This is a genomic window from Pseudoduganella sp. GW821-FHT12E03, from assembly GCF_058807115.1.
In genome coordinates, this window is record NZ_JBXAQJ010000002.1 from 1 (window position 1) to 17,251 (window position 17,251).

12 protein-coding genes and 2 tRNA genes are annotated in these 17,251 nt (G+C 58.8%); 9 read left to right on the top strand and 5 right to left on the bottom strand.

The annotated features are described in order from the left end of the window. The first annotated feature begins 97 nt into the window (after positions 1 to 97). Both AC1RRC_RS03885 and AC1RRC_RS03890 read left to right on the top strand, forming a co-directional pair. Positions 98 to 173, top strand: a tRNA-Gly gene (locus tag AC1RRC_RS03885). 51 nt (positions 174 to 224) lie between these two features. Further along, positions 225 to 298: transfer RNA gene (locus tag AC1RRC_RS03890), tRNA-Cys, on the top strand. A gap of 452 nt (positions 299 to 750) precedes the next feature. Here AC1RRC_RS03890 and AC1RRC_RS03895 read toward each other — a convergent pair. Continuing rightward, the gene (locus AC1RRC_RS03895) at positions 751 to 1,413 is read right to left on the bottom strand and encodes a DUF7686 domain-containing protein (RefSeq protein WP_493053950.1); all 663 of its coding nucleotides are present in this window, start codon (positions 1,411 to 1,413) and stop codon (positions 751 to 753) included. Next, positions 1,362 to 2,318: a UPF0149 family protein gene (locus AC1RRC_RS03900; protein ID WP_493053951.1), complete on the bottom strand. Its 957-nt coding sequence runs from the start codon at positions 2,316 to 2,318 to the stop codon at positions 1,362 to 1,364. The genes AC1RRC_RS03895 and AC1RRC_RS03900 overlap by 52 nt, the downstream gene beginning before the upstream one ends. Positions 2,319 to 2,572: 254 nt before the next feature. Between AC1RRC_RS03900 and AC1RRC_RS03905 the strand changes: the two genes are divergently transcribed. From AC1RRC_RS03905 to AC1RRC_RS03915, 3 genes are all read left to right on the top strand, one after another. Continuing rightward, a complete protein-coding gene (locus AC1RRC_RS03905; RefSeq protein ID WP_493053952.1) occupies positions 2,573 to 4,858 on the top strand; it encodes a 2OG-Fe(II) oxygenase in 2,286 nt (761 codons plus the stop codon). A gap of 288 nt (positions 4,859 to 5,146) precedes the next feature. Then, a complete protein-coding gene (locus AC1RRC_RS03910) occupies positions 5,147 to 5,485 on the top strand; it encodes a hypothetical protein (protein ID WP_493053953.1) in 339 nt (112 codons plus the stop codon). After that, a complete protein-coding gene (locus tag AC1RRC_RS03915) occupies positions 5,475 to 6,272 on the top strand; it encodes a DUF6036 family nucleotidyltransferase (RefSeq protein WP_493053954.1) in 798 nt (265 codons plus the stop codon). Before AC1RRC_RS03910 ends, AC1RRC_RS03915 begins: the two co-directional genes overlap by 11 nt. 331 nt (positions 6,273 to 6,603) lie before the next feature. Here the strand turns inward: AC1RRC_RS03915 and AC1RRC_RS03920 are convergent, their stop codons facing one another. Next, complete coding sequence (locus AC1RRC_RS03920) at positions 6,604 to 7,032, bottom strand: NAD(P)-dependent oxidoreductase (protein WP_493053955.1); 429 nt, start codon at positions 7,030 to 7,032, stop codon at positions 6,604 to 6,606. Positions 7,033 to 7,704: 672 nt separating this feature from the next. Here AC1RRC_RS03920 and AC1RRC_RS03925 point away from each other — a divergent pair. The 4 genes from AC1RRC_RS03925 (at position 7,705) to AC1RRC_RS03940 (ending at position 12,865) form a co-directional block, all read left to right on the top strand. Further along, positions 7,705 to 9,570: an RHS repeat domain-containing protein gene (locus AC1RRC_RS03925; protein WP_493053956.1), complete on the top strand. Its 1,866-nt coding sequence runs from the start codon at positions 7,705 to 7,707 to the stop codon at positions 9,568 to 9,570. Positions 9,571 to 9,578: 8 nt separating this feature from the next. Then, a complete protein-coding gene (locus AC1RRC_RS03930; protein ID WP_493053957.1) occupies positions 9,579 to 11,564 on the top strand; it encodes an RHS repeat-associated core domain-containing protein in 1,986 nt (661 codons plus the stop codon). 153 nt (positions 11,565 to 11,717) lie between these two features. Further along, on the top strand, positions 11,718 to 12,143 hold the full coding sequence (locus AC1RRC_RS03935) for a hypothetical protein (RefSeq protein WP_493053958.1): 426 nt from the start codon (positions 11,718 to 11,720) through the stop codon (positions 12,141 to 12,143). A 266-nt stretch (positions 12,144 to 12,409) separates the two neighbouring features. Beyond that, the gene (locus tag AC1RRC_RS03940) at positions 12,410 to 12,865 is read left to right on the top strand and encodes a tetratricopeptide repeat protein (protein WP_493053959.1); all 456 of its coding nucleotides are present in this window, start codon (positions 12,410 to 12,412) and stop codon (positions 12,863 to 12,865) included. A gap of 362 nt (positions 12,866 to 13,227) precedes the next feature. Here the strand turns inward: AC1RRC_RS03940 and AC1RRC_RS03945 are convergent, their stop codons facing one another. Next, positions 13,228 to 14,034, bottom strand: a complete 807-nt coding sequence (locus AC1RRC_RS03945) for an oxidoreductase (protein WP_493054688.1) — start codon at positions 14,032 to 14,034, stop codon at positions 13,228 to 13,230. A gap of 56 nt (positions 14,035 to 14,090) precedes the next feature. Continuing rightward, the gene (locus AC1RRC_RS03950) at positions 14,091 to 17,234 is read right to left on the bottom strand and encodes an efflux RND transporter permease subunit (RefSeq protein ID WP_493053960.1); all 3,144 of its coding nucleotides are present in this window, start codon (positions 17,232 to 17,234) and stop codon (positions 14,091 to 14,093) included. Positions 17,235 to 17,251: the final 17 nt, after the last annotated feature.

Here is a 17,251-nt window from a genome sequence, read left to right on the forward strand (position 1 = left end):
AGTAGCTCAGTTGGTAGAGCGCAACCTTGCCAAGGTTGAGGTCGAGAGTTCGAGACTCTTCTCCCGCTCCAGGTTTTCACAGCACATCACACTCCATGCGGGAGTAGCTCAGTTGGTAGAGCGCAACCTTGCCAAGGTTGAGGTCGAGAGTTCGAGACTCTTCTCCCGCTCCAGAATTTCGAACGGCAGACATTAACCGGCTGCCGTTTCAGTCAAGTCTCCCTGGCGAGGTAGCAAAGCGGTTATGCAGCGGCCTGCAAAGCCGTCTAGACGGGTTCGACTCCCGTCCTCGCCTCCAGAATATGCAATAGAATCAAGAAGTTAGCCCGCTTTGATGCGGGCTTTTTCTTTTTTTGATGATTCAGTTTATATGGACTGCGACCTCACTCTCTCCGCTATTTCCTTTCATCTTCTGACTTCATGGCTATAACTGTAGTCTTTGTCGATGACGAAAACGGCTAACCGGGCCGTTTTAAATGTCCTACTGGTCGTTGGTATCTCTGGTCCCGTCAGCGGAGCAGTCTTGGCGTCGCAGTTGGAAGCCGACCACGGGCGCGGTTTTGGCAAAGTGTTCGACGCTTAGGAAATTGTCTACGCGCTGAGTAGACAATTGAGCTGGATCCGTTTGCTGGGCCTGCTCTACATTGTTTGTTAAGAGAATGGGGCGGCCAAGCATGATTTCCATGCGAAATTCCACTGCCTGGTAGTCTCGCTGGCACCAATCCACATCCGCGCAAGCCGTTCCTGGCCCTATGCCTCTTCGCTGCGGTCGAGTAAATCCAGCTTGAACTGAAATCCTTCAAATGTCATCAGCATGGCGCCCAGTTCATCCCAGGTGACAGGGTGCCCATCGATCATCAGCAAAGGGCGCCTAATGTCAGCCTGGTCGTCTTGCTCGATGCGGCCCCTAACGCACTGGTCCACGATCGCCAGCCCATATCTGCCGGTTGTAATGTGCTTTACCGCCAGTGCACGCCGGATTTTCTGCACCATGCGGCCAGCCAGGGCGAGTATGTCGTCATCGGGAGAACCCAGCAGTTGAAACTGATATCCGGCACGGTCATCGCCCTGCAATTCGAAGGCCTCGATGGAGACAATGTCGCCCAGCAGGCGCACGCAAAAATGGAAATGGTGCGCAATGCCATCGCAATCACTCATGGTGACGGGCGCCAGGCGCGTTTCGTCGAATCCGCGGATGCCGGCGCGTGCCGCCACTTTCCGGTTATAGCAGCCACTGCACAGCGTGCGATACCCGCCTTCCATCGATCCGTAATGAACCAGGTCATAGCCCGGCGTGTCCGCACCGCAGCCTTCGCACTGAATCCCAGGCATTAACGTTACTCCTTCAAAGTGATGGGGGATCAGGCGCTGCTCGCCCCGCAGCAGCGCTTGGACTTCTTGCCGCTGCCGCATGGGCAAGGCTCGTTACGGCCGACTTTCGGCGCCGCGCGCACCAGCGGGGCATTACCATACCCGTCATCCAGCCATGTGTCACCTGCGGCGCTGGGTTCCGTGGCGGGATGCTGAAGCCAGTACGACCGGATTTGCCGCAGTGCCGGGGCGACGGCGTTGCGCCAGGCGGGGGCATCGCCCAGTTGGGTAGTGATATCAATGCCATCCGCAGTTCCCAGCCGTATGAACGGGGTGAACCAGGACGGGTGCATGAGCATCAGGCTGCTCCACGCGTCCGCATCGAATCTGGTCGCCAGCATGAAGCCTTCGCACCATGCCTGCGCGCCATGTGACTCATCGTGCCCGAAGTCGGGCGCGAACGGGACCGATGCGGATTCCATCGCATCCATCAGGCCGTTATATTTCCGTATCAGCAGCGACATGATCCTGCCAGCCTGTCCCTTACCTTGAAACCCGGGCTCGGCCTTGCCTTCCTCCATGTCCCATAGCCATGGCAGCCATTGCGACGGCAGCAACATGCGTGGCCCGATGCTAATGCCGCTCATGAACCCTTCCAGGGTGACCATATCCATGGTGGGGGCGGTATCGGCGGCCCGATCCAAGAAATCGGCCAGTTCATTATATTCGTCGCCAGACAGCACCCCGTCGGCCGCCGACTTCGCGCCGCCGGTGGCAGGCGGACCGATCAGCACATCGATTCCTTCGTCGGCAATCGTTCTCAGCCCTTCGTCAAGCGCGGCCTGGTCGGTCGGGAAAGCGTTGTCCCATACGATGGAATTGCCATGCTCGTCGACGGATTCCAGTAGCCAGCCGCCTTCACCGTCGTCATAAATTTCTAACTTGATTTGTTCGCCGTCGCGAGTCACCGCCTGGGACAGGGGAGAAATAATCAATTCGGTTGTCATGATTGCCCTTGCTCTGTCAAAGTCGATTGGCGCCGATGCGTTTGCCTGGAATCAGCCTTCGTGAATCGGGGGCGGCTGCGGCAAGAGCGTCATCATACCGTTATCGGCCGGTGGCGGCCATCATGGGTGTACCATGTAAAGCTGCCTTTGCGCTATGCTTGCGCGTCTGGTCCGCCCCGGGCGATTGACCTGGCCAAGTGGCTGGCCGGTGTGAATCGGGCGCCGCCCATCCTAACCATGACCTTGTAACGTCGATGAAAGCAGACACCGTCTTTTCCAGCGCTGCACTGGCAGCGCTGCTTGGCACGATACGCCGCCACGGCGACTTCTATGCCAGTGGCACGGCCGAAATCGCGCCGCCCAATCTTACCGTACGGGGCTTGGGCATGCTGTCGCTGCCATTTCAGCACAATCAGCTCGCGCCGCTGCTGGCGCAGGCCGCGTTGGCGCCATTCGGGCGCGGCGAGCAGACGCTGCTCGATACCAGCGTGCGCCGCACCTGGCAAATCGACGCCGGTGCGCTGGCGTTCGGCGGGCGCCACTGGCAGCGCTCACTAGATGCCATCGTCTCCCGTGCCGCCGATGGTCTGGGCGTGCTGGAACCGGTGCGCGCCGAACTCTATAAACTGCTGATTTACGATACTGGCAGTTTCTTTGTCGAGCACCGCGACACGGAAAAGGCAGCCGGCATGTTCGCGACCTTGGTGCTGGTGCTGCCTTCGCTGTATAGCGGCGGCGAATTGCAGGTACGGCATGGTGCGCGGGAAGTACGGCTCGATCTGTCTGGAACGGACCCAGGCGACGCGGCCTTTGCCGCTTTTTATGCGGACTGCGTGCATGAAGTGTCGCCGGTTACGTCAGGTGCACGGCTGGCGCTGGTGTATAACCTGATCCGCGATGGTGGTGCCGCAACATTGTCCGTCCCGGAACATGACAGCGAAGTGCGCGCGGCGGCCGATTTGCTGCATGGCTGGCTGGCGGCGCGGGCGGCCGGGACAGCACCAGTCAAGCTGGTCTATCCATTGGAGCATGCGTACTCGATGGCGGAACTGGGTTTCGTCAACCTGAAAAATGTCGATGCGGCGGTGGCGCAAGTGCTGGTTGTGGCGGCTGTGCAAGCCGATTGCGAAGTGCACTTGGCGCTGCTGGAGATTGAAGAGAGCGGCAGCGCGGAATATAGTGGCTACCGTCCTCGCCGCTATCGCGGCTATTACGAGGACGATGAGGCGGGCACGGACGATTTTGAAATCGGTGAAGTGTTCGACGGCAGCGCCACTTTGTCGGCATGGCGCGCCAGCGATGGCAGTGTGCCGCCGCTGGGCGCTTTGCCGCTGCACGAGGATGAGTTGTGCCCACCGGGCCTGTTCGACGATGCCGAACCCGATGAATTGCATTTTCATGAGGCCACCGGAAACGAGGGCGCGTCGTTCGAGCGTGCTTACCGGCGCGCCGCGCTGGTGCTGTGGCCGCGCACCGGGCGCATGGCGGCCATCGGCGCGGCGTCCCTCTCTGCCAGCTTGCCGTATCTGGAAGACCTGGTGGGGCAATGGCTGCAAGCCGGTGCCGCGCAGGACACCCAGGCATGGCGCGACGCCGGCGAACTGGCGGAAGCGATGGTGCGGGGATGGCCGTCCGGTTATGGCCATAACGGTGCGCACGCGGCGCGCATGCTGACCAGCCTCGCGTACCTGCGCCATGCCGAGTTGGCCGACATTTACCTGGAACAGGTGGCGGCGGCGGGCCGCTTCGCGGGCGAGGAGGCGGGTGCGCTGGCGGAGGTTGTGCTGTTGTTGCCGCAGCCACGGGCGGCGGTGCTGGTCGACGCCATCGTTGCGGCCAATGTCAGTTATGCGCCTGGCACGTGCGCGGCCTTGCTGAGTCACTGCTACCGCGCCAGCACGGATGAGCATGCATGGCTGGCGCTGGCCATGGCGCGCTTGGCGGACGCGCTGCTGGGGCGTTATGCCAGCCCGGTGGGCGATGGACGGCGCCGGCCGGTGGCGATCGATGCGGCGGCGGCGTTGTCTGTGCTGAAGGCGTTACGTGACAGTAGCGATAGCGGACTGGCCGTGCTGGTCGTGGAGCGTTTGCTGGCCACCTGCGCGCTCGACGCGGTGCTAGTGGAGGTGGCGCAGAATGTGGCCGCCGATAGCGGATTGGCGCGTTTTCCGCCGGCCGACAGGGTGCGGGCATGGGTGTTGGCGCGTATCGAAGAACGCATGGCGCTGACATTGTCGCCGCCGCCCGACCTGCGCCGCGCCAGCAAGCTGTCGTGCGCGTGCCGGTATTGCGCCGAGTTGGCTTGCTTCCTTGATGATCCCGAGCGGGAAACCTGGACCTTAAAGGCCGCTGAAACGCACCGGCGCCATGTGCAAGCCACGATACATAGGGACCATTGCGATGTCGATTGCGTGACGGTACGTCAGGGCAGTCCGCATGGCTTGGCATGCTCCAAGAACCAGGCCAGCTATGAGGCCAGATGCCGGCAGCGCCGCGCGGACATCGTGCTGGCCAAGCAGCTGCAAGCGAAGCAGGGATGAAGCATCGAGCGGCGAGCAGGCCTTTATGGTGAAGTGATGGGACGTCTTGATGGCCACGTTAATGCACGCACGTTGTTGTCGACGCGTGCTGGCAACTGCCCCGTCCTGCAATGTTCGCTTACTTGTTATGCTTAAGACATCGAATGATCCCCTGCCTTGCAGGCGGTCCATTTCTGTTCGGGACGTATGCTATGATTTGATCGCACAGGGATGACCTTTCGCTCCCGAGCGCGGATGAATTCTTGCCAACGTCATGAGGCACTTTTCAGCCGAGGGAGAAGTTTTCAAATGGATACTCAATTTCAATCAGATCCCGCGCTTGCACGTGCGGCTCAGAACGATGTGATCGAGCAGAGGCGTCTTAAGCACCTGCCGGTGGCGCACGCGTTGCGTAACCCGTTGCTTGCCATCCAGATTATTGCTGCCGCCAAGGCTCAAATTCAGCTTTGGCGGGAAAAACATCTTTGCAGTGGCGACTACATTTCTGCGTGGGATGCGTTGCTGGTAGAGCCGGCCAGAGCGGCCGCAATACTTGAAGAGCAGTCGGCGTATGCTGCGCAGATGCGGCAAAACTCTCCCTTTGTCGCAGCTGTCCGTCGTTTCAATTCCGTAGCACATGCTGCGTAAGGAAATCCAGGTTGCCCTCGAGGCTGCAGCGAAGATCAGCCCTCATCGCCACTTCGTTATTGCCGGCAGCCTGTCCGTACTGGGTTTTAAAGAAGTGCCGCCAGAAATGATGTCGATGTCGATCGATATCGACTTCTTTCCATTGCAAGATCCCGGACATGTTGCCGAAATTGCGGCAGCATTAGGTGAATATTCAGAATTTCATGAGACGCACGGATATTACCTTGATCCGATTTCCCCAGCATTACCGGTTCTGCCAACGGGCTGGCGTGACCGGATGAGGGAAATACAGCTTGGTGAAGTGTTTGCCTACTTCCTGGACGTACATGACATAGCGATTTCGAAGTATGCGCGCAGCGCGGAAAACGACTTCCGGTGGATTGATGCTGGCTATATGGATGGCATCCTGTCGATCGACACCATCGCAGCCAGAGCTCGTTTCGGGACGGACTACCCTGAAGACGAGGATAAAAGGAAAGTCCGCAAAGGAATCGCGTCACATCAGGTAACGCTGTTGCCTGACCGAACCCTGGATCTACCGCTGTTAGCCTTCTTGCGCTCGGACGACGTGGGTGATGTCGTTCTCGTTGACGACGAGTATGGACAGTATTCTGGCGATATGGTGTGGCTTGGGAACGATCGTGCCGTGCAAAGAATCGGCAGTGCTGGCAAGGTTACTGTCCATGCAACCGAACGCTGGGCGCAGAAATTGAAAATGGGAAGCGCTTATCGTATTGAATACGACGAGGGGAAAGTGGCGATTACCGACCTCGATCCCGGAACGTAAAAATGATGTGTATTCGGTTGTGATCCGAAAAACTGGCGAAGTACTTGATGCCGATCAGCCCGTATTTTGCCGTGGCGATTAGCCTGCAATAAAGCCAGTTCGGGAGGTTTTCAGGGAGGTGATCACGTAAGTGATTGATTTATAAGGGTGATAAACGGCCTGCAAAGCCGTCTAGACGGGTTCGACTCCCGTCCTCGCCTCCAGAATATTCAATAGAATCAAGATCTTAGCCCGCTACATAGCGGGCTTTTTTCTGCCTGCGCCATTTGTCCCCAACGCCTCGCCAAACCCGATCTTCTGGCATTGCTGTCGATCTGCGTCGTTCTTACTTTTAATCTTCGCTATCTCCGGCTCTGCGACGGCCAATCAGGCCGTATGCAGGTGGGGTGTGCTGCCTTTGATAGAGCTGAAGCCGGATCTGCGGCAGATCGGATGGCATGCATGTACCCAATATCATTTCTAACCGGCCAGTACACTGCGTATATATCGAGACGCCGCTAAATTGAGTCGCGGGGCGGTAAGCCCGCCATGACTGCGGCAACGGTATCAAGCGCACGATGTTCCATGGCTGCTCCGGTCTCAGCCCGGCAGCGGCCAATTGGCCATTGCCCAAAGCGGCTATGAGGTCGTTTTCGTTGACGAGTGCACCGTGGGCGGTATTGACCAGGACTGCGTCGCGCGGCAATAGCGCCATCATGGCAGCATCGATTGAGACCCCGCCTGGCGCATGCATCGATAAGATCTGGCAATGAGGCAGCATGGCGTGTCCCGTGAATCTTGAAAATGCGCACAGTGCAAGCCAGATCGACGCATGAAACCACCATCGAATTCGACTTGCGTCGAAGGCAAGCTGTGGCGCACTTCCCACACCGACGAGTAATTCCGTTGTGCGTGCGTTCAGTTTTTTACGTGCGGCTTCCCCAAATTGCGGCCATGCGACATTCGGTGAGAATTTCCGCCGATTCTTCGCGGTACAGTATGCATAGTTTCCATGTGGAAACTATATTAGCCCCGGAGAGATCTGATGTTGCTTGCCCGCATTCCGTCCTGCCTGCGCATCCTGCTGATCGTTTTTCTAGCCCAGTCGTTCGCTGTCAACGCGGCAACCACCACACGTCCGCCCATCGGCGGATATGCCTTCGGAACATCTCTTTTCCCCGATGCGAGCTTGCTGGCCGCCACCAAGGGATGCGTAGGGCCAGGGGGGGCGCATCAATTGGACTTTGCCCCGAATGCCAGCGCTGCCGGTCCGGATGTGACGATTTTTTGTCGCTATACTCGCGCCGATGGTACGACGTACACGATACGATGGGCTGGTTTCAGCTGGGTCCAGGCGTGCGCGAAAGGGGCATTAACGACGGTAAACGGTCAAAAACAATGTGTCCTCTTCGATGCGCTGCCGGAAAAGTCTTGCCAGAAATGCCCAACCCCCATGTTCGGCAATCCCATCAATCTGGCAAAGAAAGAGAAGCTGCAGATTGAACATGATTACGCAGCCGGTTCGGAACTGACATTCACGCGGCTGTATAGCAGCTTGTGGAGAGCGTATGCGATCGAAGGCGTATCGCCGGGCTGGCGCCACAATTATTCAATGCGCGTGGTGACGAATCTGGCCGGTACGCCGTTTTATGTCGGCGAGTATAGGCAGACCAGCGGCCTCTATTCATACTTGCCGATCGATCCGCCAACCACTGTCACGCCATTCGCAAGGGTGATGCGTCCCGATGGATATTCACAGTACTTTCAGTCGAACGACTTGGGGGGGACGTGGTACTCCGATGCCGACGTGAACCTGAAACTGGAGGCAACGCGGAACGAACAGGGAAAGGTGACGGCATGGAAGCTGACGACCGCCGCCAATGACGTTGAGTTCTACGGCGAAGCCGGCCAGTTAACCAGCATTAAATACGCCAACGGCAGGTCCCAGACCTTTACCTACAGCGACAGTGCCACGCCAGTGACGATTGCGGCTGCGCCTGGTCTGCTGGTCAGCATAAATGATGACTTTGGCCGCGCGCTGCAATTGGCCTACGATGATAAAAATCGCATCGTGCGCATGACGACACCGTCGTCGCGCATCTACACTTATGGCTACGATGCAGTCGGCAATCTGTCCAGCGTGATTTATCCGGATGGACTGAAGAAAATCTACCATTACAACGAGCCAGCCTATCAGTTGAAGACCGGTGCCGGCAACGAGGGACTGCTGACCGGCTTGTCGTTTGAGGCCAGCCCGGGCGTCATTGCCCGGTATGCGATCTTCCGCTACGACAGCAGCGGCCTGCCGGTGTCGACCGAGCATGCGGGCGGCGCCGACAAAGTCACCATCAGCTATTCCCCCCGTTCGCACACCAATGCGCTGGGCGCCACGGTGACGCCCGGGTACACGGCGGTCAATGGCGTCGACTTGCAGACGTCCGAAAGCAAGCCAAACGGCGCCGGTGGTTCGGTCAATAGCTTCATTACCTACGATACGAATGGCAATTTCGCCACGCGCACGCACTACAACGGTAGCGTGACCACCTACAGCTATCACCTGGCGCGCAACCTGGAGGCCAGCCGCGTCGAGGGCAGCGGAACGGCGGCCGCGCGCACGATCACGACCGAATGGCACGCGACCTTGCGCCTGCCAACAAGGATCGCCGAGCCGCGCCGCGTCACGACGTTCAGCTATGACACGAATGGCCTGTTGCTGAGTCGTTCCGTGCAGGCCAGCAGCGATGCCAACGGCACGCTGGGCTTGACGGTGGCGCCAGTGGGCAGTCCCCGTGTTTGGCAATACACCTATAACAGCTACGGCCAGTTGTTGACGGCGAAAGGTCCGCGCACCGACGTCAACGACCTGACCACCTATGGCTATGACACCAGCGGCAACCTGGCCAGCGTCACCAATGCGCTGGGCCATCAAACCACCTTCACCGGTTATGACGCCGATGGCCGCGCGGGCGCCATCACTGATCCGAACGGCAAGGTGACGACGCTGACCTACACCTTGCGGGGGCAGATCGCCTCGCACAGCGTGGGTGGCGACGTCACCAGCTATACCTACGATGGCGCCAATTGCCTGACGCAAGCCGTGTTGCCGAACGGCGCCACGATCAGGTACAGCTATGACGCGGCGCTGCGGTTGACCGGTATCTCGGACAACCTCGGCAACAGTATTGCCTACACCCTCGATGCCATGGGCAACCGCCTGACCGAGCAAGTCAAGGATCCGGCCGGAACCCTGGCCCGCCAGACCACGCGCGTCTTCGACACGCTGAGTCAGTTGAAGCAGCAGACCGGAGGTGTGCAATGAGGCGCCATATGGCACGCGCTTTCGCCGGCGCACTGATGGTTGCCGTGGTCGGCAGCGCCTGGGCGCAGACTGGACAGAACACCACCAGCAATTACTTGTATGACCCGATGGGGAACCTGACCCAGCGTACCGATCCGCTGGGGAATGTCACCAATCTCAGCTATGACCCGTTGGGACGGTTGAAGCAGCAGATCCAGCCGGTGCCGGCGGCCGGCGTGGCCCGGCCCACCACCAACCTGACGTACGACGGCATCGACCAGTTGAACACGGTGCTCGATCCGCGCAACCTGACGACGACGTACACCAACGATGGCCTGGGCAACCAGCCCGGGCTGGCCAGTCCCGATACCGGGAGCACGGCACGCACCCTTGACCTCGCCGGCAACGTGCTGACCAGTACCGATGCGCGCGGCAAGGTGACCACTTATACCTACGACGCGCTGCACCGGGTCACCAGCATCAGCTACGGTGGCGGCACCCCGACTGTCCTGGAATATGACGGCGGGCCATCCGGCGCACCCAATGGGATCGGCCGCCTGACGAAAATGACGGACGAATCCGGTCAGACCGCCTACGCGTATGACCAGGCGGGGCGGCTGCTGAGCAAAGTGCAAACCGTCACGCATACACAAGGGACGGTCTACCGCACGGTCAGCTATGCCTATGACAGCCATGGCCGGCTTGCCAGCCTGACGTATCCAAGCGGTAACCGTGTCGACTATGGCTATGATGCGAACGGGCGCGTTAACAAACTTACGCTGCATCCGTCCGATGCGAATGGCGGCACGGATGTGGCGACGTCCATCGTGTTGCTGGATCAGGTCATATATGCGCCGTTCGGCGGCGTGCAAAGCTGGGCATGGGGTAACAGCACGGAGGCCGCGCCCAACCTGTATGCGCGGACGTTTGACCTGGATGGGCGGCTGGTCACTTACCCGTTGGGGACCGTGATGCGAACGGTCGCCTACGATGCGGCCAGCAGGATCACGGCGCTGACCCACGCGGGGGCCGGCAACGCGGCCAACTACAACCAGTCCTTCACCTACGATGGCCTGGGACGGTTGCTGACTTACACCGGCAACACCGGTACGCAAAGCTATGCCTATGACGCCACCGGGAATCGCATCCAGCTCAAAATCGGCGCCAGCACCTACAGCAACACCATCGCTTCCACCAGCAATCGCCTGGCCAGCACCAGCGGACCGGTGCCAGCCAAAAGCAACACGTTTGATGCGGCCGGTAACATCACCGGCGATGGCACGGTCATCTACACCTACGGTGAACGCGGCCGGATGAAGACCAGCACGAACGCCGGGGTGACCACCAGCTATCTGTATAACGGCATCGGCCAACGTACGAGCAAGACCGGGTCGACGGCTCCGACCGGGGCCACTGGCTACGTGTATGACGAGCAGGGTCGTCTGCTTGGCGAGTACGATGCCAGTGGGGCGGTGTTGCAGGAAACGGTGTTCCTGGACGACACGCCTGTTGGTGTGTTGAAGCAGGCTGTCAGTGGTACACCGGCGGTGGTGACGACGTCGGTGGGTTACATTTATTCCGATCACATCAACACGCCGCGGGTGGTGACGGATGCAAGTACCAACAGCGTGGTCTGGACTTGGATCGATGCTGATCCGTTTGGCATGGCGCAGCCGGTTGAAAACGCTGGGGGAGCGGTTTTTACGTACAACGTGCGCTTCCCCGGGCAGTTGTATGACAAGGAGACGAATCTTCACTACAACTACTATCGGGATTATGATCCGCAGGCAGGGCGGTATGTGCAGAGCGATCCAATTGGGCTGAATGGAGGCATCAACACATTTGCATATGTCGAAGGGAATCCTCTTTCATTTTCTGATCCGCTTGGATTGGCTCCAGGGGATAAGAGTTACGGTATAGGTGACAAGGATTTCTGGAAATGGTGGGAAACTAACAAGTATCAATATGGTCCTTTTGATGATCAGCCCGGGTTTAATCCAAAAAAAACCATTTGATATACCTAATAAAGATGTTGCGGATCTGATGAGAGAAGAATACGAGCATTGCAAAACGCGCGATTCTGGAAGAGGAGGAAAGTCGAGAGGGAAAAGTAATAAGCTACCTCGTTTTCGTGGTGGCTGGGGTGCCCAAGATTAGGAGGATATTCAATGTTTTGCACTCTTCACATCCATTCGCACACTCAATCGACCTTGCCAGCGAATTTTCTTCCATCTAATGAGAATGGCAATATTGAATTTGTTGACTGCGAATCTCAAGAAATAAAAAATCGCAGAGATCGAGTTAGAGCGAAGCTAGGTTTAGGGGCTGCACAGATAGCGCGTTATCAATGGAAGCTGACATCAGATGGCATGGTTGAAAATGATGATATTCACAACCACCTACTATGGATATTCCAGAACTTCGAAGGTGGCTCGTCAGTTTCAAAAGTGCTGGGTCCAGATTTTACATGTTGGGTATCGGTTTTTTGGTCAGGAAGTGGGGCAGGAGGTGGACCATTGTTAGAAACTAAAACAATGGAAATGCTCCTGTTTCATCAGATGGACTTAGGTGTGGCTTTTTATTTAGAAGATTGATAATTTAATCTTTGGCAAGATGAAAAAATATCTATTTCAAGCCAACAAGGCCGCTTTATTGCAAATATGGATGCAACGAACAACAAGGTGACAGCCTTTGTGCACTGAACGAAAATCTTGCATTCCGATTGCGGATAGTATTGCCTGACATCCGTCGAATTAGGGCTCATTGTTTTGATCGGAGCAAGCTGAATGATAGCGATCAAGTTTTCTTTTAAGTAATGCAATGAGTAACTTAAGTTTAGATGCCAAAATTCGGAGGGGTTATGGATACAGATATGCTATTTCGCCAAGCTGATACCGCTCATGAAGAAGGAAATTTCGCAGAGGCGTTTTCTTTATTTATGGAAGCAGTTGAAGGGGGCGATTGTCATGCAATGACTCGTTTAGCCATAATGTATGAGTTGGGAGAAGGGGTACTTCCTGATATATCGAAGTCGATCGAATGGGATTTAAAGGCAATTGCAGCAGGCAGTCGGTCATCGATTTTGAATTTGGGCTTGACTTATAGGAAAATCGGAAGGGACGATGAAGCCAGAAAATGGCTTGAGAAGGCTATCGAGCAGGGCGATGGCGAGGCAGCATTCGAATTGGCAAAAATTTTAAAATGTGAGGATGAGAGTTCTCCTCTTATCAAGAAATACTTACTCTTGGCTGTTAGTGTTGGAGATTTATCGGATAGTACCGCTGAAGAGGTTCAGGACTGGCTCGCAAATATTTAAGTTGAAAGAATATCCTAAGCTGTTTTTCGATTTTGACGGCTCTGATGCCATCGGAAACTGTATGCGTTGAGTTGCAGAAGCGGATTTGATGCCGATCAGCCCACTGCTGCGCTTGGGTTAGTCTGCAATAAATGCAGTCCGGGAGGTTTTCAGGGAGGTGATCACGTAAGTACTTGATTTATATATGTGACAAACGCCCTGCAAAGCCGTCTAGACGAGTTCGACTCCCGTCCTCGCCTCCAAAGCATCAAGGGTTTGCTGCCGTGGGCGGCAAATTTGATTAAGAGAAATCGCCGTCAATCGTGCGCGCCGGTGCGCGCCACGCATGGCATCACGGCGGACTGAAGTTCGGGGCCGACGTCTCAGGCCAGCCCGAAGGTTTTCCTCAAGCTCGCATCGACCGGCCCGGCAGGCATGAAGCGGCGCAGCTTGCTCAACAGCGACGCTTTGCCTTTAGGCGTGCGCCGCATTTTCCATGCGCCCAATGCGGCATCGAGAACCGCGGCGGCCACCCCGTCGGGTGTTGGCGCGTCTTGGACATTGTTGGCAATGGCGCGCACCACGGTGGCGCGCTGCGCATCATAGGCGGCGATTTTTGCCGCGGCTTCCGGCGCATTCGTATCCAGGCTGGTCTTGGTGTACGACGGTTCGACCAGCACCACGCGGATGCCGAAATGGCGCACTTCATGATCGAGCGTCTCGGACATCCCTTCCACGGCGTGCTTGGATGCCGAATACAGGCCCATGTACGGCGCCGGCAGGAAACCCAGCACGGAGCTGATATTGACGATGCGTCCCGCGCGCTGCGCGCGCATGTGCGGCAGCACCGCCTGGATGGTGCGCAGGGCGCCGAACACATTGGTGTCGAACAGCGACTGCGCTTCGGCAATCGAAGTTTCCTCCACCGCGCCGAGCAGCGTCCCGCCCGCATTATTGACCAGCACATCGATGTGCCCGGCTTGCGCGATGACGGACGCGATCCCGCGTTGCACGGACGCCTCGTCACGGACGTCCATCTCGACCAGCGCCACGCCCGGTATCGGCTGCGCTTTCGCCGTGTTGCGCACGGTACCGAAGACCTGGCAACCGCGTTTGCCAAACTTTTCCGCGGTGACACGTCCAATGCCCGACGAGACGCCGGTGATTACGACAACTGTTGGATTCGACATCATTGGTTCTTTCGATAGGGGTTGCGGTGGTGCTCATCCGAAAATGGATGCCTGGTTCAGGCGGCGTCTGTGCCGGTCTTCGCGATGGAGGCGACGTTGCCATGATGAGTCATTTCGGTTGGGGGCAGGCTGGCATGGTCCGGCTTGATCTTGAACCAGATGGCATACATGGCAGGCAAGAACACCAGGGTCAGGATGGTGCCGGCGAACGTGCCGCCGATCAGCGTATAGGCCAGGGTGCCCCAGAATACCGAATGGGTCAGCGGGATGAAGGCCAGGATGGCCGCCAGCGCCGTCAGGATCACCGGGCGGGAACGCTGCACGGTCGCCTCGACCACTGCATGGAACGGATCCAGTCCGGCCTCCTTGTTTTGCTGGATTTGCCCGATCAGGATCAGCGTGTTGCGCATCAGGATGCCCGACAGCGCGATCAATCCCACCAGCGCATTGATGCCAAACGGTTGCTGGAACAGGATCAGCGTGGGCACGACACCGATCAAGCCAAGCGGACTGGTCAAAAAGACCATGATCATCGCGGAGATCGAGCGCACCTGGAAGATCAGGATCAGCAGGGTGACCGCCAGCATGATCGGGAACAGCGGCAACATGGCCTTGGTCGCCTTGCCCGATTCCTCGATCGAACCGGCTTCCTCGATGCGATACCCGGCCGGCAGCTTGTCCATGATCGGTTGCAACTGTTTGGTGATGGCGGTCGATACGTCCGGCGGCTGCAAGCCTTCGGCGATATCGCCGCGCACGGTGATGGTCGGCATGCGGTCGCGCCGGCGGATGACCGGTTCTTCCGCGCGCACCTCGACCTTGCCCACTTGCGACAGCGGGATGCGTTGCCCGTTGGCGCCGGTCAGGGTGAAGTCGGCCAGCTTGGCGAGATCGAGCCTCGTGTCGCTGCCTGAACGTGCTGAGCGGGCGACCACTTGCACGGTGCGGATGTCTTCCCGCACGGCGGCGATCGGCACGCCGCTGAGCAGGAATTGCAATTGCTGCGCGGCGGCGCTGGACGTCAAGCCCACGGCTTGCAAGCGGTCTTGCTGCAGGCTGAAGTGCAGCGTCGGCGTGCGGGTACCCCAGTCGTTATTGACCGTACGCATCAGCGGGCTGGCGGCCATCAGTTTTTCCACCTCGGCGGCGATGGTGCGCAGCTTCTCCGGGTCGGGGCCGGTCACGCGGTAAGCGACCGGGAAGGGCGAATACGGGCCAAACACCAGCTGGGTGACGCGCACGCGGGCTTCGGCGGCCAGGCCGTCGGCAATCGCGGTGCGCAGTCGCATCTTCAATGCTTCGCGCTGGTCCTGGCTTTCCGTGCGGATCACGATCTTGGCAAACGAGGGGTCGGGCAATTCCGGTCCCATGGCCATGTAAAAGCGCGGTGCGCCCTGGCCCACGTAAGCCGTGATGATCTTCGCTTCCGGCTGTTTGGCCAGCCATGCCTCGATCTGCGCCGCGGCGGCGCTGGTCTGGGTGATCGCCGTGCCATACGGCATTTGCACTTCGACCAGGACTTCCGGCCGATCCGAGATCGGGAAGAATTGTTTCTTGACGATGGCCATGCCCGCGATGGCCAGCACGAACAGGCTGACCACGGCGCCGGCCGCCAGCCACTTGCGGGCAATCACGCGCGCGAGGATTTGGCGGAAGCGGTGATAGCGCGGCGTATCGTACAGCGCGTCGTGGCCGCCGGCGACTTGTTTCAGGTCGGGCAACAGCTTGACGCCCAGGTAAGGGGTGAACACCACCGCCACCACCCACGACGCGATCAGGGCAATGCCGACGATCCAGAACATGTTGCTGGTGTACTCGCCGGCGCTGGAGCGGGCGAAGCCGTTGGGCATGAAGCCGACCGCCGTGACCAGCGTGCCCGACAGCATGGGCGCGGCGGTATGGCTCCAGGCATAGGCGGAGGCGGCAACGCGGCTGTAGCCTTCTTCTATCTTGACCACCATCATTTCGATGGCAATGATGGCGTCGTCCACCAGCAATCCGAGTCCCAGGATCAGGGAACCGAGCGTGATGCGGTCGAAGTTCTTGCCGGTCGCCGCCATGACCACGAAGACCGTTGCCAGGGTCAGCGGCACGGCGGCGGCGACCACGATCCCCACGCGCCAGCCCATGCTGATGAAGCACACCACCATCACCACCAGCAGCGCCACGAAGAACTTCACCATGAATTCATCGACCGCCGAACTGATGTTGACAGCCTGGTCGGTGACCTTGCTCAGGGAGAGGCCCAGCGGCAGGTCGGCGTTGATGGCATGGACTTCGTGATCGAGCGCCTTGCCCAGGTCGAGCCCGTTCCAGCCGTCGCGCATGATGACGCCCAGCAGCAGGGCGGGCTCGCCACCGTTGCGGATCATGAACGTGGCCGGGTCTTCATAGCCGCGCTGGACGGTGGCGATGTCCGACAGTTTCAGGGTGCGTCCCTGCGCCACGATGGGGGTGTCGCGGATCTTTTGCAATTCGTCGAAGGCGCCGTCGAGGCGGACGAATACTTGCGGTCCCCGGGTTTCCACGGAGCCGGCCGGGGTCAGGGCATTCTGGCTGTTGAGGGCGGCGAACACGTCTTGCGGGCTGATGCCCAGCGTGGCCAGGCGCTCATGCGAAAACGCGACGTAGACGCGCTCGGCCTGTTCGCCGACGATGTTGACTTTCTTGACGCCCGGCACGTGCAGCAGCCGCTGGCGCAGCGTCTCCGCGTCGCGCACCAGCACGCGCTGCTGCTCGCCCTTGGCTTTCAGTGCATACAGGGCAAAGGTGACGTCGGCATATTCGTCGTTGACCATCGGGCCGATCACGCCGGCGGGCAGGTTGACGGCTTCGTCCGCGACTTTCTTGCGCGCCTGGTAAAACTGTTCCGGCACTTCCGATGGCGGGGTGGTGTCGAGCAGGGTCAGGGTCGTGAAAGCCAGGCCGGGCCGGGTGTAGGTTTCGCTGCGGTCGTACCAGCGCAATTCCTGCAGCCGCTTTTCCAGCTTTTCAGCGACCTGGTCCTGCATTTCCTGCGCGGTGGCGCCGGGCCAGGCGGTGACGACGGTCATTACCTTGACCGTGAAGGCGGGGTCTTCCGCCCGCCCCAGCTTGAAGAAGGAAACCAGTCCGGCCAGGGTAATGAGGCAGATCAGGAACAGGGTGATGGAGCGCTCGCGCACGGCGAGCGCGGACAGGTTGAAACGGCTCATGCTCATGGCCGATCTCCTTTGGT